The sequence below is a fragment of the Paraburkholderia sp. GAS448 genome (assembly GCF_050435685.1).
In the GTDB taxonomy this organism is placed as follows: Bacteria; Pseudomonadota; Gammaproteobacteria; order Burkholderiales; family Burkholderiaceae; genus Paraburkholderia.
The window spans coordinates 119703-134214 of the sequence record NZ_JBNDKT010000004.1; the positions used below are offsets into that span (position 1 = coordinate 119703).

Sequence of the window (14512 nt, forward strand, 5' to 3'; positions counted from 1 at the left end):
ATTGAGGTCCCTCTTCCGTACGATGATCTTGACACGCCATTTGTGGAACTCGCCAGCTATTTGCTGGATCAGGCTGTCTCACGTTGCTCCCACTGATTTAGATAAGGAATTCGAAATGTTTCAATATTTCCCAGGCAACTACATGTGGTCCCTTTCCGTCATGCGCTGTCTCGCCAGTGGCGGCTTTCAGACTCTCAGCCGCACCTTGAAGGAAGAGGTACGCTTCAGCTCGAAAGAAATACTGACCCTCGACTGGGCCAGCTACCCGATCCTGCGATTCAGCGAATGCCCATCCGAAGTGACCACTTCGTTGATCAGCCGCCCGGATAAGGCGCCGGTCGGCGCGGGCGAGCCAACGGCGCTGACGATTGCTCACGCGGTTGGCAATGCCATATTTCACGCCACGGGTGTTCGCATTCGGAAGACGCCCTTCACCGCACAGCAGTTCAAGGCGTCTCAGAGCAGTTGATTACAGTAGCTGGCTGCGCAGACTTGGCTATTGCGTTGAAAGCACCGTTGTTACCGACATCGGATATCGACGTCGATAGAATGCGAGCCCGTAGACGCTGACTGCGGCCACGGTAATCGGCACGGACACCACGGCGAACATGACCGTGGGCGCCCATTGCGCCGAGAGCATAACGCCACCGATCATCGAGCCAACGATCGAGCCCACCCGCCCCATCCCCAGCGTCCACGCTACGCCGGTGGCACGTGTTGCTGTGGGATAGAAACCCGTGGACAGGATGCTCGTCCCCGTCATGGCGCCGCCGGTGCCGACACCGGTCAGGAAGAGCGCGACCAGCGCAAGCGCGGGAACCGCCGTCAGATGACCGAACGACGCAAGGCAGATCGCAGCGCAAAGGAACGCGCCGGCTACCACGTACTGCGGATTCATCCGGTCCATCAGGAACCCAAGGAAGATCGCGCCGAGACCGTTACCGGTCAAATACAGCGCCGTCATGAGCGATGCACGGGCGAACGGCACGCCACTCTCCTGGATCAGCATGGTCAACCAGTTGCCGAGAAAATAGACGGCCAACAACGCCATGAATCCCGTGACCCAGAGGAGCAAGGTACCGCCACGAAGCCCGGGACGCAGCAGATGACTCACCGGGAATCCCCGAGCGGGTTCTTCATCGAGTGTCAGGCGCAGGTCGCCCAGTTGCGTTTTTGGCTCGATGCGCTGAACGATAGCCTGCGCATCGGCCTGCCGGCCCCGTGCCACCAGAAAAGACGCCGACTCCGGCAACCAGGCGACCAGAAGTACGGCCAACAGGACCGGCAGTACGCCTCCCAGAATCAGCATCGATTGCCAACCGTAGTGGCTGATCATATGCGAGGCGACAAGACCGCCCAACACGCCGCCAGCCGAGATGCCGCATCCAAGGGGTGCGATGAGCGTCGAGCGCATGCGATCCGGACTATATTCAGCGGCGAGCGTGTAGGCATTGGGCATCGCACCACCCAAGCCGAGGCCCGTCATGAAACGCAGCGTAATCAGTGCTTCGATCGAGATAGCCCTCGACGACAGTATGCTGAACAGACCGAACAACAGTACCGAACAAATCAGCGTGGCTTTTCGTCCAAAGCGATCCGCAATGGGCCCGAAGAGAAAGGAGCCAATGGCGAGGCCAAGGAATCCAGCGCCGAATACAGGCGAGAACTGCACCGGGTTCGCCCCAAAATGCGCTTTGAGCGCGGGGGCAATGAAACCAACGACGACTGTGTCGTAGCCGTCCAGAACCAGGATCAGGAAGCAGAGAACAAGTGTTCTGATCTGGAACCCTGACATCTTGCGTCCGTTGATGAACGCTCGAACCGAGATGGATTGTGTTGCTGACATCCTGAAGCTCCTATTGCGCATGAAGCGTGTTCAACCTGAAAGAATCGATCAAAATGAGTGCGCGATCCCCACGCCGAATCCGGTCAACGTCATACCGGCAACCTGACCCGGCAATGGATTTGTCGAATAGTTATACGAAGTTCCGGAGCGATTCATGAGTCGGCTGAAAATCGCACACAGAGTAGTCCGCCTGGACAGCGCATAGTCGTAGCCCAATGCAATCTGGCGAGCCCCCGAATCCACACCGGGCCGCCCAATGCCGCCGATCGGAACCGTCGCATTTCCTGTTGCTGCCTGCGCCTGGATGTACGAAACCTTGATCGATTGCACGGTCCATTGGTAGACGGCCGCCAACTGCCATGCCCAACGGTTCGTGTAAGTGGAAGGGGTCGGCTCGTAATGCAGACGTTCGGCCGCACCGCGAACACTCAAACTTCCATACGTGTAGGCGGCGCCGAACCGCTGCCCATAGTCCATCGTGCCGTGCCCGAAATAGCTGTTGTGCTGCTCGTACGCGTATGACAGATAGACGGAACCGCTCTGGTACGCCAATGACGTCGACAATAGCGACGGTGTCTGTGTAGCGGTCTTCTCGTTGGGTAGTGAATACATCACTTGTGCCGTCACGCCATGCCAGTTCGGTGACGTATAAAGCACGCCGTTGGCTTGCCGACGGTCGAATGACGAGTCCCCCTGGGCGTTTCCTCCAGGAAAGAACCCATTGCCCATGATGCTGTTCGCACCGGCAATCGTGTTCATGAAAAATGGGTCAATCGGCATGCATGTCGAGGCACGGTAAGGTGTCAATTGAAATCCCATCGATAGCTGACCATAGGGACCGGCAAGTCCGACATAGGTATCGCGGTCATTCACGCCGCCGGCCCCGCGATTCACGAAAATATTCCCCTGAATCTGGAAGAACGCGCGCCAGCCACCGCCGAGATCCTCAGTCCCTTTCATACCCCAGAACGACAGGTTGTTCGACTCCCGCCAGGTGGACGGAATGCCAGCTCCGCCGCTCGCTCGAACGTTCTCGATATCGGTGTTCAGATAGCCGAACAGCGTCACGCTGTCAGCGGCCATGCTCGAAGAGGAAGCGAAAAGTGTGGCGGCGGCAAGCACCGCCGTACGGGCCCTGCTCATCGCGCGGTCTCCAGTGAAAAGACGGATTGCTCATGCTTGTTGTGTTCGGTGTGCTTCATACGTCACGCCCTTGAACTGAAAGATCCTGATTGCCTTGTGCTGGCTATCGATACGACGCAGGTCAACTGGCTACCTCAAGCCACCTGCCGGCATCAAAACAGCTTGTTTGAGTCACTATATTGCAATCGATTGCAGCCAATAAACTATGGTTTACCAGTGTATTCAGATCAAGGCCGTCGAAAGAATGATCGATACGTATTGGACTTTCGCGCTCATGTTAGTGATAGCCATGGCGGTTCACTATTTTGACAATTCAACTTCCATGAACTATGCTGCAATCGTTTGCAGATTTGATGGCTTAAGGGTCCGATTCGGACTCGCAAAGTGACTCCGTGACCCGCTTCAATCCCACCCGGATCGCGAGCGTCTCCCGGACACTTGCGGCGGCGGCGCATCCGTGGCCATCAGGAGGCGTGCTCACGCCACACATGCAACACGTTCCGGTTCACTTCAACTCATGAAAGCGAGGTAGGTATGACAAATGACGCACAGAAGGAGCACGTTCGAAACTATGTCAAGCGCGATGCCGCGCAAGAGCGGGCGTATTCCCCCGCCGTCATCACCCAGGGCGGCAAAATCGTGTGGCTGGCGGGACAAACCGTGGTCGACGACGAACATGGCAACTCCCTTGCCGGCGATTTTTCAGGGCAGGCGCGGGAGATCTTCGCCAGGATTGCGAGGACGCTCGAGCAGGCAGGCGGCTCGCTTGCGGATATCGTCACGATGACGGTTTCGATAACCGATTCGCGCTTTGGCGATCAGTTCACCAAAATCCGCAAGGAGATTTTTGGTGACAACTTTCCGGCGAGCGCGCTGATTACCGTGGTCGGGTTAGCCAAACCGGAAATGCTGCTCGAGATACAGGCAATTGCCGTGATCGACTAGGCGCTTGAGCGGGCGGAGATTCCGGATCACCTCCGCCCAATTGCTTCGGTCCCGCACCCTGGCCTAACGCGGCCAGCGTGCCGAACTTTGAGCCATGTGAAGATACTGACGATCCACGCAGTCGCTGGGTCCCTGGACCGTTGATACGCTTGCATGCGCCTCGCGAATGCGCGAGACCTGCTCCAGACCCGCGTCCGGAATGCTCATATCGCGAATGAGTCCGTGTGACGGATCCACCAGATCTTCGAGTACCGCGCGGGCACCGTCGTCCGTCAGTTCGATAAACTCGGCGCGCAGAATTTCGACTGACGCATCGTTGTTAGCCGCGTCGAAAATCCAGTTCAATGCTTCACGGTAAGCCAGAATGAAATTGATCAGTTGCTCATGGTTTCTGGCGGCCCATGACTGCATGACCGCGCCAACCGTGCCCAGATAGTCTGAAAACAGCGAGCTGCCGCGGGCCACCACGTTGAGCCCATGGCGCCCACCCAAACGTTCAAAGGGAGTGCGCACAAGTGTTCCGTCGTGCTGTGCGGCGACCAGTGCGCGATAACGATTACCCGTGCCGCCGGCTGCTTCGAAGGTCACGTCAGTGACCGCGATCTGATTTGCCGCGAGAATTTCTCTCAGCACAAATGCAAAGCCGGTTGTCAGCGCATCGACTGACAGGGTTTTTCCTCGCAACTGCGACACAGACTTGAGTTCCGGTTTCGCCATCAACGACAGGAAGCCATGATCGCCGCCCATGAACGCAACCAGGTCTGGCGAACTTCCGTCCGCCGTTTCGCCTTGCCCGCTCCTGTATGCGAGTACGTTGTCCACGCTGGTCAAAGCGACGTGCGCGGAGCCGGACGTCAATCGGTTAATCATATCCACGGAGCCCTTTACGTACTCAAGGCTTACGTCCAGTCCGTACTTCTCGAAGTACCGCCGTTTCTTGCCGACCCATATCGGCAGGTTGAACGCGCCCTCAAAGCCGAGGACAGTAAAAGTCTTCAGATGCTCTTCCATGTGCCATCCTGTTTGACGTTTGCAATCGATTGCAGGATACTGTCGAGGTACACGTGTCGTCAAGACGCCATGGTGTAAGTACTGAGCCGTTTTCTTGCGGGGACAAACATGCTTTTGTTTTGCTGGAGTGCGGTGACTGATGCCGCAGTATCGGAACTATGACGCAAAGGAAGCGGACCACCCTCCGGGAATTGGCGGAATCCATCGGCGTTCATTCGTCCACGGTTTCACGCGTAATGAACCCCGAGACTCGCCATCTGATCAGCGATGGTGTGGTCGAGCAAGTGCTCAAGGCCGCACATGAGCGGTATTTCTCGCCCAATCAGACTGCCGCCACACCGCGCACCAGACGATCTCACATCATTGGGGTCGTGCTGCCGGACATTGCCAACCCGATCTTCCCGCCGATTCTGCGCGGGCTCGAAGACGAGCTCGCCAGGAAAGGCTACATTCCACTGATTGCAAACGCCGAAGGTGGGAAGGAGCGGCAACGGTTCGTTATCGATCAGATGGTCGGGCGTCAGGTAGACGGTTTGATCCTGGCAACGTCCGACCGCAACGACCCGATCCTCGAACATTGCCTCGCGGTGGGCATACCGGTGGTAGTCGTCAATCGAAGCGACGACAGCGGCCGTGCTTCCTGTATCGTCGGCGACAATCGGCTGGCAATGCTCCAGGCCGTCACCCATCTGGTTCAATCTGGCCACACCTCCATTGCCCACGTCGCAGGCCCGGATGACCTTTCAACCGGTCACGAGCGCCGCCTGGGATTCCTTGAAGCAGTACGGGAGAACGGCCTGAAGGAGGCCCAATGCCCCGTGGTCGAATCCAAAGCGTTTCACCGTGATGAAGGCCGTGCCGCTTGCGACATGCTGCTTGAACTCCATCGCGGTATCACCGCGATCGTCGCCGCCAACGATCTGCTTGCGCTCGGGTGCTATGACTCCATTTGCGCACACGGTCTTCGGTGCCCACAGGACATTTCGGTCGTCGGCCACAACGATATGCCGCTGATGGATTCCGTCGCACCTCCGATGACTACCGTACGCATCCCCCTTTACGGAATGGGGGTTCGTGCTGCGACCCTGATGCTGGAAAACCTCGATAGCAGTACAACGGTGCATGTCAACATTGTGCTGAGGCCAGAACTCGTCGTTCGCGAATCCACGATCGCCAGATAATCTGCTTGCGCGCGGCGCACTGCCGTCCATTTTTTCCCGCGGTGTCCCATTCTACAAACGATTGTAGAAATATCATCACATCACTTCTAGCCACCAGGATCAATCCTCTGATCTCATCTTAGAAAAGGATCTTTGACAACCCGATGCTGTTGCACTATTCTGCAATCGATTGCAAGAGGAGACATGAAATGTCGGAATCTGTACGACCCGGCAGCATCGTTAGCGATGCTGCATCGGTGACGGACATCGTGCTTGCGGCTATGAGCAAGACCGAGAGCCCGCGCCTGAAGGAAATCATGAATGCGCTCGTCAAGCACTGCCACGCGTTCCTGGCCGAGACCAGGCTGAGCGACGAGGAGTTCGAGCAGGGGCTGGATTTTCTGAAGAACGTGGGCTTGACCTGCACGGACAGTCACAACGAAGTTGTGTTGCTGGCGGACGTGCTTGGCCTCTCCACTTTGGTGAAGGTACTGAACAACTCGGCACACGAAGACCGCACGGGCGGCGCCTTGCTCGGACCATTCTTTCGTGATGGCTCGCCGCACTATGAACTGGGTGCGTCGATCGTTCAGGACAATGCGCTCGGATCGTTGATCTTTGTCAACGGGCAAGTCCTGAATACACAGGAAGAACCGATCCACAACGCGAAGATCGACGTGTGGCAGGCCTCGCCAGTCGGCCTTTATGAGAATCAGGATCCGAACCAGCCGGAGATGAATCTGAGGGGCCATCTCTTCACCGATTCGAACGGCCAGTTCCATTTCCGGAGCTTGAGGCCCGCCGGTTACCCGGTACCCACCCATGGGCCAGTCGGCGCGCTGCTCCGCATCCAGCATCGACACCCGTACAGGCCGGCTCACCTGCACTTCGTTGTTATCGCGGAAGGCTATTCGACACTCATCTCTCAAATCTTTGCCGATGACGCCGAGTACCTGGATTCCGATGTCGTTTTCGGCGTCACGCGCGATCTGATAGGAACGTTCGAGCAGCATGAAGCGGGCACCGGTCCTCACCCCGAGCAGAAGACGGCGTACTACACGCTCCATTGCAAATTTGTGCTCGCGCAAGGCGTGCCGACCTACCCCACGCCGCCGATCAAATAGGAGGAACGTCTCATGTCTCATACCTTAGACCATAAGGTCGCGGTCATCGTCGGCGGTACTGGCGGCATTGGTGCCGCGACGGCGCACCGGCTTGCCCTTTCAGGCGCCTGCGTTGTCGTAGTCGGTCAAGATGATCTCTCGCACGCGCGAGCCGTAGCGGAGAGCTTGCCGGGAGAAGGACATTGCGCTGCGCTTGCCTCGATCACCGGTAGCACCACGCTCAACGAACTCGCTGACACGGTGCGCGGCCACTATGGTCGTGCCGACATACTGGTCAACGCCGCTGGTTTCACGCAACCGGTCAAGCATGACAACCTCGATGCGTTGACCGACGAGCTGATCGACGACATGTTCAAGGTGAACTGGCGAGGTCAGTTTGCTGCTATCCGCGCGTTTCGCGCGCTGCTCGCCGAGTCGGGCGACGGGTTGGTCGTGAACGTGTCCTCGATTTCGGCAACGACCGGCATTGGCAGCAACATCGCGTACTGCGGGGCGAAAGCCGGCCTCGACATCATGGCGGCGTCTCTTGGCCGCGCACTGGCACCACAGATTCGGGTCATGAATGTATCTCCGGGCGTTGTCGATACGACCTTCGTGCCTGGCCGAGGGGCGGATTTCAACGACAAGGTGGCGGCGACCACCCCGCTCGGCCGAATTGGAACCCCCGATGACATCGCAGCCGCGGTCGAGGCGTGCGCCACTCACCTGACGTTCACAACGGGTGTCACGCTCGTCGTCGACGGCGGCCGCAGGCTGGGCTAGTTCATCACAAGTTCCGGAGAAGACAATGCATCCTCGAAAGACCATCATCACCTGTGCAGTAACCGGGAATCTGACCAAACCCGAGCAACATCCCGGCCTGCCGGTTACCCCTGAGCAGATTGCCAACGCATCGCTCGATGCGGCACGCGCCGGCGCGGCAGCGGTACACATTCACGTGCGGGACCCCGAAACCGGTCGCCCCTCGATGGACATCGAGTTGTACCGCGAGGTGATCCGGCGCATTCGCGCTGAAGACGCCGATGTCATCATCAATCTGACGACCGGCCCAGGCGGACGCTTTATCCCGAGCGACGACGATCCCAAAGTTGCAGCGCCTGGAACGACGCTGATGCGCCCCGAAGATCGGGTCGAGCATATTCTTGCCCTGAGTCCTGATATCTGCAGCCTTGACCTGAACACCATGAATTCCGGTGCGGATGTGGTAATCAATACGCCGAAGAACGTCACCCGCATGGCGGCGGTGATCCGGAAAGCCGGCGTCAAACCCGAACTCGAAATTTTCGATTCGGGCGATATGCATCTCGCGCTTGATCTGATCAAGTCAGGCGTACTCGACGGCCCCGGGTTATGGACCTTCGTGATGGGCGTGAAGTATGGATTTTCCGCCTCGCCTGAGTCCGTGATGTATGCCCGCAGCCTCCTGCCCGCCGGTGCGCAATGGGCCGCGTTTGGCGTGGGCCGCTTCGAGTTTCCGATGGTTGCGCAGGCATGGCTGGCGGGCGGCCATGTTCGTGTGGGCCTCGAAGACAACATCTACATTTCCCACGGTGTACTGGCGGAGAGCAATGCGGCACTCGTCCAGCGGGCAAGCGACATTGTGCATTCGCTTGGCGGCGAGCTGGCGACCGCCCAGGAAGCTCGCGAACAATTGGGGCTGCGCTGATGAATACAGTCCTGAACTCTGTGCCTCTCGTTCCGTCAGTCGATCCGAGCGCCTTCGTGGCCCGAGGTACACAAATCATCGGCGACGTGACGATCGGCGAACAGTCATCCATCTGGTTCAACTGTGTGCTGCGCGGCGACGTCCAGAAGATCTCGGTTGGACGACGGACCAACATTCAGGATGGTTCCATCGTTCACGGCACCACCAACGGCCTTCCCACCATTATTGGCAATGACGTGACCGTCGGCCACGGCGCGATTCTGCACGCCTGCACGCTCGAAGATGGCGCTTTTGTCGGCTTCGGCGCACGCGTGCTGGACGGTGCCGTCGTCCAGTCCGGAGGCCTGCTTGCCGCCGGTGCCGTGCTCTCGCCACGCAAGATTGTTGGTACCGGAGAACTCTGGGCTGGAAACCCTGCCCGTTTGCTTCGAACCCTCACCGACGAAGAACGCGCCAGTCTGAGTCTGGCCGCTTCACGCTACGTCGCACTGGTTGAACGCTACAAGACCAATCAGTTCATTACCTTGACCTATTAGGAATCCAAAGATGAAAGCAGTTCATGTTACGGCACCGAGCGTCAGCATAGATTCACTCGACCTGAATATCGCCCCCCAGCCGGTACCGACCGCTGACGGCGGCGAATGCCTGGTACAAGTGGTGAGCGCGGGCGTCAACCCAAGCGACGTGAAGGCCGTACTTGGCGGCATGCCGCACGCAGTGTGGCCACGTACGCCTGGCCGTGATTATGCGGGGATTGTGCTCGAAGGCCCTGCCGATCTGGTCGGCCAGGAGGTCTGGGGAAGCGGAGGCGAACTCGGCATCCGGCGCAACGGTTCGCATGGCCATTATCTAATCGTCCCTGCTGCCGGTGTGCGCAAGAAACCCGCCAATCTGACGATGGAGGAAGCGGGATCCATTGGCGTGCCGTTCATTACCGCATACGAGGGACTGCGCCGTGCCGGTGGGGCGAAAAAGGGCGATGTCGTACTCGTGTTCGGCGCAAACGGCAAGGTTGGTCAAGCTGCCATTCAGCTCGCGACGAACGCCGGCGCAAAGGTACTGGGTGTCGAACGTACCGCTCAAGACTATCTCGGGCATACGAATGGCGAGGTGATCATGATTGATGCGTCATCGCAGAAGATTGCGGAGGTCGTGCGTGAAAATACGCACGGCCACGGTGCCGATATTATCTATAACACGGTCGGCAGCCCGTACTTCGAACAGGCCAACGCGGCGCTGGCAAAGCGCGGCACCCAGATCTTCATCGCCACGATCGACCGATCAGTCCCATTCGACATCTTTGCTTTTTACCGGGGTCAGCATACGTACGTCGGAATCGACACACTTGCGCTGGATAGCATTGATGGAGCCCAAATCCTGGATCAGTTGCTACCGTTGTTTGTGGGTGGACAGTTGAAGCCGTTCCCGATCAACCAGGAGGCGGTATTCTCGATCGATGATGCCGCTCGTGCCTATCAGGCGGTGTTGCGCGGCAGTACCGACCGTGTCCTGCTCAAGCCATGAACGTCACCCGATTCGACTCGGCGCCCGAGTACTTCCCGGACAACCATTTTTCGATGCGGTGCGTGAGGCTACAAGGGCATGAGGCAGGAGAGTCGGACACGCTGTGGCTTGGCGTTTCCACGATTCAGCCAGGCGGCTATACGTCGCTTTCTGCATCTGCCGTCGAGAAGCACTACGTCGTATTGTCAGGCGAGCTGACCGTGGAAACGTCAGCCGGTACAGAGGTACTACGTACCAACGATTCATGCCGTCTCGCGCCAGGTGAAGCCCGGGCACTCAAGAATTTGTCTTCCGCCACGGTCACTGTACTTCTGGCCATGCCGCTTTCCTGAGACCTGTATCGATCAGCCCATGGAGCGCCGCGGTGTTCCTGGCATTTCCTGTAGCTCGCCCGCCGTCATCACACGTTAGCGGCAGGAAGGTCGACAGGAAACGGCTGATCGAAGTTGGCGGACCTGCTGCGGTTGTTTCGCGATAAGGCCGACGGGGCGAAAATTCTGCCACGATATGGATTCCTTACACCATCAGCGAGTAGAACTGGGTGGCGACGGTTTGCGCAACTCCGTCGTGCTTCATCTGCCCTTTTCTGATCATGTTCATCACTTCGATGCCTGACAGAATGATGCAGGCGCACCGGTAATCCTTGAAGCCGATCATGGGTTTGATGATGCGCTTGATGGCACGATGGTCCTGTTCGACAATGTTGTTCAGGTACTTGACCTGGCGGACCTCGATGGGCGTTTCCCTTTCAGCGTTGATTTGGAGCCAACCGCCGTCGATGACGTCGCGACCGCGCTGTCCAGGCTCTGTAAGATTTTTGCCCTCAAAGGGAGGCCGCGAGGTGATAGCAAATCCTCAACTCAACCTTCTCGGACAACTGGACTGTTGATGTCCACCGAATTCTGACGCACAGCTGGTCAATTCTGCGACATCAACACTGGGTATTGCTGCGGCGAACCTTATCTGACTCGGCGATGCCTTCAGTCCCTGGCAGGATAAACGATGCCCGCGGCCCCTCTTTGATCCAACGATCGAGCGTATCCGCCCATGCCTGAAGCATCATCCCTCTCTGTTCTGCGTACTCCGCCTTGTTGTAGATCGCGCGAACACCACGCTGCTCATGTGCAAGACACTTCTCGATCCAGTCAGTATTGAATCCAGCTTTGTGCAACAGCGTAGTTGCCGTGCGCCGAAGGTCGTGAACGGTGAAAGGCTCAAATTCGTCGCCTCGGTCGCAAATCAGCCTTACAGTGCTATCGATCACCCGGTTCAGCGTAGCCGCGCTTATTGGCAATGCAGTCTCGTACCGCCCACGATGCAAGTACGAGCTAGCGCCAAAGCACGTCTAAAACGCCACGAGAATCTCTAGCGCCTGTTCGCTCAGGTAGACACGATGCGGACGCCTTGCCTTCATGCGCTCTTTTGGGATAGTCCGGGTTGCTGTCTCGGAGTCGACCTCATCCCAAGTAGCCTCGATGACTTCCGATTTACGGACAAGCGTCAGCGGTCGCCTCGTTGGTTACCGCATCGTATAAGGGCTTGACGTGAACGAGGTTCTCCCCGATCTGTATCGGCGTGCTGACTTTCGATGCAATCTGCGCGATGCGCGAATAGTCATCGTGCCGGACCGGCTCTCGATCCAGTAAATTCCTTCGCCGTCGAGCATCGGACAGAACTACAGTGGCTGGGAAACGCTCAGCGCCTGATTGAAATCGACCATCAATACCACGTCATCGGACAGTCTCTTCCGTACCGCACGAACCGCGGCGAGATCGTCCATAAACGGCGGCCTTCCCAGTCGAATCTTTATCGCGCGAAAGCCGCCCGCGACGAGCTGGTCTGCTTCGCCCGCCGCGTGTTCAGGCGATATCAATCCGAGGCCGTTGCCAGGAGGCCGGGACGGGTTCCAGGGACGCCAGCGGCATCTGCGCGCAAATCGCAAGAGCGTCCCATGCCGTCGTATCCGTCGCCGACGCGAGCATGCAAAGTGGACCGTAAAGACCGGTAAGCCTGAAATAGCGCGCCTTCTGGCTGTTGGACGGGGGAAACAGTCGATACCCCAATCCTATTTTGCATATTCGGGAATATCGGTTACAGCGCGGCTCAAACCTGCTGCGCACCGCTCCTCGGTGGGTTCAACGCATGCGGGGAAGGGGCGGTCTGTTTCGCATACAGATGTAACCGAATCGGGCTTAAGATCGAACTAGCAAAGTATCGATTGCGGTCGAAGTTGGACTTGCTTTCGTTTCCATTTGTATGTTCCGCTTTCTTAACCCTGACGTTGACCATGACCATGGATTTAAACTTCGCATGCACAATGTGCGGCAATTGTTGTCACAATCTTCGTCTGCCTCTCAGCGTCAATGAAGCCATACACTGGTTAGAAAGAGGGGGTGACGTTCAGGTGTTTTGCGAAGCAATGCCGTGGCCCGTCGAGCCGTCAACGGACGATGGTCAAGCACAACACAGGCGAACCCGGTCTTTTGCTGCCGAAAGCGGTGAACTTGCAATCCGTGTGATGGTGACAGTCGTTGCCGCCTTTGATGGCGCTTGCCCGCACCTGCAACCGGATATGCGATGTGGCGGATACGAGGCGAGGCCCAACGTGTGCAGAATCTATCCGGCTGAAATCAATCCTTTCATTGAGCTTATGCCAACTCACAAGGCCTGCCCGCCCGAAGCCTGGACGGTCGACAAACCGTCACTTATCAAAGGCGGTCAAATCGTGGATTCCATTACGGCGGGCCTGATCCGGAACTCGCGCGAGGCAGCGATACATGATGTTCCTGTGAAAGAACGTCTGTGTGGCAACGCCGGCTTTCATACCGCATCGTTGACCAATGAGGGGTTTGTAACGTACACGTTACCCCCTGGAGCAATGCTTGGGGAGTTATACAGAGCGCTGAATCCGGCATCGTCTGCTGCACGAGCGGTGTCGTGGCGCATCCTGTCAAACCGACGCACTACCGTAGACACGCTGAATTCAGTGGGCGCTCACTCGGAAATGCACACGGCCCTATTGCCGACCCAGGGGTACATCCCGCTCTTTGGCGCGAACTAGCGCCTGTACCCCTGGATTCCCATGGGCAGCAGATCGTCCTTGCCCGTACGGACGATGCCATGCGCTGCAAAATTCGATCCATTTTTTCCGCTACTTTGAACCGCTTGCGCGTCGGAACCGGGTAGGATCAGCGCCGTACATAGCCGTGAATGCTGACGAGAAACTGCTGCGGCTCGAAAAGCCGACCCGTCGGGCAATCTCTGCAATGCTAGTCGAGGTCGTTTCGAGCATCTCCGCTGCCTGACGTAAGCGCACGACCTTGACGAAGTGCATCGGCGACTGGCCGAACATTTCGGAGAACCTGGCGGCAAACGTCGACCGGCTCATCTCCGCGATATCAGCAAGACGCTCGACCGTGAAAGGCGCTGCTGGCCGATCAAATACTGCCTGCATAGCCCGACCCAACCTCACGTCGGAAATTCCCGCTAGCCACGGGAGCGTATCATCGCCCTCTTCCATCTGCTTTCTCAACGCCAGAATCAGGCATTGCTTGAGCAGTGCCTCCGTCAGGGCGCGGGACCCCATACGCGGTCGGGCTGATTCCGCAAGAAGCATGATGAACTGGTCCCTCAAGCCTCCGGCTTCGCCAAATTGAACAACAATCGGTTGTCCGGATGTCAGGAACGGATCCCGTCCTGCGGCAATTCCAAGGCTGACTTCGCCGCAAACCGTGAAAATGCCATGTCCGCCCGTGCCAGCCGAAACAATGGGCACCGATTCCCGGGATGCGTGCGCAACCGCTCGAGGCCGCGTCTCGTACCTGAGCGGCGACGCATTCCGGCTTTCCATCCGGTATGGAACACCGGGAGGCAGAAGCACGAAGGTGTGAGGCTCGAGAGAAATAGTCTCGTCGTTGCGAATTACCAGGGACCCTCGACCTGCGAGGCAATAGTGAAGACTCGCCGTCTTGCACGGATCGAAGCTCACCGCCCAACCTTCGCGTACATCACAGGCCGTGAAGTTGACCACGCCGACGTCGAGCGCTGCCAGCAGAGCGTCAAGGAGGAGTAAAGCATTACGTTGCATACATGT

15 protein-coding genes and 2 pseudogenes are annotated in these 14512 nt (G+C 57.9%); 10 read left to right on the forward strand and 7 right to left on the reverse strand.

All coding sequences use genetic code 11. The annotated features are described in order from the left end of the window. The first annotated feature begins 115 nt into the window (after nucleotides 1–115). Nucleotides 116–469, forward strand: a complete 354-nt coding sequence (locus P3T23_RS09350) for a hypothetical protein (protein WP_429315895.1) — start codon at nucleotides 116–118, stop codon at nucleotides 467–469. A gap of 27 nt (nucleotides 470–496) precedes the next feature. On the opposite strand, the gene P3T23_RS09355 is transcribed toward P3T23_RS09350, so the two are convergent. Both P3T23_RS09355 and P3T23_RS09360 read right to left on the reverse strand, forming a co-directional pair. Further along, nucleotides 497–1846, reverse strand: coding sequence for an MFS transporter (locus P3T23_RS09355; protein WP_429315896.1), 1350 nt, complete (start codon nucleotides 1844–1846; stop codon nucleotides 497–499). A gap of 48 nt (nucleotides 1847–1894) precedes the next feature. Continuing rightward, nucleotides 1895–2989 carry a porin gene (locus tag P3T23_RS09360; protein ID WP_429315897.1) on the reverse strand — a complete coding sequence of 365 codons (1095 nt, stop codon included), beginning with the start codon at nucleotides 2987–2989 and terminating at the stop codon, nucleotides 1895–1897. Between the two features lie 534 nt (nucleotides 2990–3523). Here P3T23_RS09360 and P3T23_RS09365 point away from each other — a divergent pair. Next, nucleotides 3524–3934 carry a RidA family protein gene (locus P3T23_RS09365; protein WP_429315898.1) on the forward strand — a complete coding sequence of 137 codons (411 nt, stop codon included), beginning with the start codon at nucleotides 3524–3526 and terminating at the stop codon, nucleotides 3932–3934. 63 nt (nucleotides 3935–3997) lie between these two features. Here P3T23_RS09365 and P3T23_RS09370 read toward each other — a convergent pair whose 3' ends face one another. Continuing rightward, nucleotides 3998–4945, reverse strand: a complete 948-nt coding sequence (locus P3T23_RS09370) for an ABC transporter substrate-binding protein (RefSeq protein ID WP_429315899.1) — start codon at nucleotides 4943–4945, stop codon at nucleotides 3998–4000. Nucleotides 4946–5181: 236 nt separating this feature from the next. Between P3T23_RS09370 and P3T23_RS09375 the strand changes: the two genes are divergently transcribed. From P3T23_RS09375 to P3T23_RS09405, 7 genes are all read left to right on the forward strand, one after another. Continuing rightward, nucleotides 5182–6126, forward strand: a complete 945-nt coding sequence (locus P3T23_RS09375) for a LacI family DNA-binding transcriptional regulator (RefSeq protein ID WP_429315900.1) — start codon at nucleotides 5182–5184, stop codon at nucleotides 6124–6126. A gap of 188 nt (nucleotides 6127–6314) precedes the next feature. Next, nucleotides 6315–7229, forward strand: a complete 915-nt coding sequence (locus tag P3T23_RS09380) for a dioxygenase (protein WP_429315901.1) — start codon at nucleotides 6315–6317, stop codon at nucleotides 7227–7229. A gap of 12 nt (nucleotides 7230–7241) precedes the next feature. Next, entirely contained in the window at nucleotides 7242–7991 is a 750-nt protein-coding gene (locus P3T23_RS09385; RefSeq protein ID WP_429315902.1) for an SDR family NAD(P)-dependent oxidoreductase, read from the forward strand. 25 nt (nucleotides 7992–8016) lie between these two features. After that, on the forward strand, nucleotides 8017–8895 hold the full coding sequence (locus tag P3T23_RS09390) for a 3-keto-5-aminohexanoate cleavage protein (RefSeq protein ID WP_429315903.1): 879 nt from the start codon (nucleotides 8017–8019) through the stop codon (nucleotides 8893–8895). An 86-nt stretch (nucleotides 8896–8981) separates the two neighbouring features. Next, the gene (locus tag P3T23_RS09395) at nucleotides 8982–9431 is read left to right on the forward strand and encodes a gamma carbonic anhydrase family protein (protein WP_429315904.1); all 450 of its coding nucleotides are present in this window, start codon (nucleotides 8982–8984) and stop codon (nucleotides 9429–9431) included. A 10-nt stretch (nucleotides 9432–9441) separates the two neighbouring features. After that, a complete protein-coding gene (locus P3T23_RS09400) occupies nucleotides 9442–10419 on the forward strand; it encodes a quinone oxidoreductase family protein (RefSeq protein WP_429315905.1) in 978 nt (325 codons plus the stop codon). Next, nucleotides 10416–10751, forward strand: a complete 336-nt coding sequence (locus P3T23_RS09405) for a cupin domain-containing protein (RefSeq protein WP_429315906.1) — start codon at nucleotides 10416–10418, stop codon at nucleotides 10749–10751. Before P3T23_RS09400 ends, P3T23_RS09405 begins: the two co-directional genes overlap by 4 nt. A 184-nt stretch (nucleotides 10752–10935) precedes the next feature. Here P3T23_RS09405 and P3T23_RS09410 read toward each other — a convergent pair. The 3 genes and pseudogenes from P3T23_RS09410 to P3T23_RS09420 form a co-directional block, all read right to left on the reverse strand. Beyond that, a pseudogene (locus tag P3T23_RS09410) lies at nucleotides 10936–11178 on the reverse strand (DDE-type integrase/transposase/recombinase); the annotation flags it as partial. A 172-nt stretch (nucleotides 11179–11350) separates the two neighbouring features. Then, nucleotides 11351–11923 (reverse strand): annotated as a pseudogene (locus tag P3T23_RS09415) (tyrosine-type recombinase/integrase); the annotation flags it as partial. A gap of 171 nt (nucleotides 11924–12094) precedes the next feature. Then, nucleotides 12095–12361 carry an enolase C-terminal domain-like protein gene (locus P3T23_RS09420; RefSeq protein WP_429315907.1) on the reverse strand — a complete coding sequence of 89 codons (267 nt, stop codon included), beginning with the start codon at nucleotides 12359–12361 and terminating at the stop codon, nucleotides 12095–12097. 375 nt (nucleotides 12362–12736) lie between these two features. Here P3T23_RS09420 and P3T23_RS09425 point away from each other — a divergent pair, with 375 nt between their 5' ends. After that, entirely contained in the window at nucleotides 12737–13480 is a 744-nt protein-coding gene (locus tag P3T23_RS09425) for a YkgJ family cysteine cluster protein (protein ID WP_429316221.1), read from the forward strand. A 90-nt stretch (nucleotides 13481–13570) separates the two neighbouring features. On the opposite strand, the gene P3T23_RS09430 is transcribed toward P3T23_RS09425, so the two are convergent. Further along, nucleotides 13571–14506 carry a helix-turn-helix domain-containing protein gene (locus P3T23_RS09430; protein ID WP_429315908.1) on the reverse strand — a complete coding sequence of 312 codons (936 nt, stop codon included), beginning with the start codon at nucleotides 14504–14506 and terminating at the stop codon, nucleotides 13571–13573. Between the last annotated feature and the right edge of the window lie 6 nt (nucleotides 14507–14512).

Coding starts and splice junctions, on each gene's coding strand:
- P3T23_RS09350 (WP_429315895.1), top strand. CDS start 116: ATGTTTCAATATTTCCCAGGCAACTACATGTGGTCCCTTTCCGTCATG.
- P3T23_RS09355 (WP_429315896.1), bottom strand. CDS start 1,846: ATGTCAGCAACACAATCCATCTCGGTTCGAGCGTTCATCAACGGACGC.
- P3T23_RS09360 (WP_429315897.1), bottom strand. CDS start 2,989: ATGAGCAGGGCCCGTACGGCGGTGCTTGCCGCCGCCACACTTTTCGCT.
- P3T23_RS09365 (WP_429315898.1), top strand. CDS start 3,524: ATGACAAATGACGCACAGAAGGAGCACGTTCGAAACTATGTCAAGCGC.
- P3T23_RS09370 (WP_429315899.1), bottom strand. CDS start 4,945: ATGGAAGAGCATCTGAAGACTTTTACTGTCCTCGGCTTTGAGGGCGCG.
- P3T23_RS09375 (WP_429315900.1), top strand. CDS start 5,182: ATGAACCCCGAGACTCGCCATCTGATCAGCGATGGTGTGGTCGAGCAA.
- P3T23_RS09380 (WP_429315901.1), top strand. CDS start 6,315: ATGTCGGAATCTGTACGACCCGGCAGCATCGTTAGCGATGCTGCATCG.
- P3T23_RS09385 (WP_429315902.1), top strand. CDS start 7,242: ATGTCTCATACCTTAGACCATAAGGTCGCGGTCATCGTCGGCGGTACT.
- P3T23_RS09390 (WP_429315903.1), top strand. CDS start 8,017: ATGCATCCTCGAAAGACCATCATCACCTGTGCAGTAACCGGGAATCTG.
- P3T23_RS09400 (WP_429315905.1), top strand. CDS start 9,442: ATGAAAGCAGTTCATGTTACGGCACCGAGCGTCAGCATAGATTCACTC.
- P3T23_RS09405 (WP_429315906.1), top strand. CDS start 10,416: ATGAACGTCACCCGATTCGACTCGGCGCCCGAGTACTTCCCGGACAAC.
- P3T23_RS09425 (WP_429316221.1), top strand. CDS start 12,737: ATGTGCGGCAATTGTTGTCACAATCTTCGTCTGCCTCTCAGCGTCAAT.
- P3T23_RS09430 (WP_429315908.1), bottom strand. CDS start 14,506: ATGCAACGTAATGCTTTACTCCTCCTTGACGCTCTGCTGGCAGCGCTC.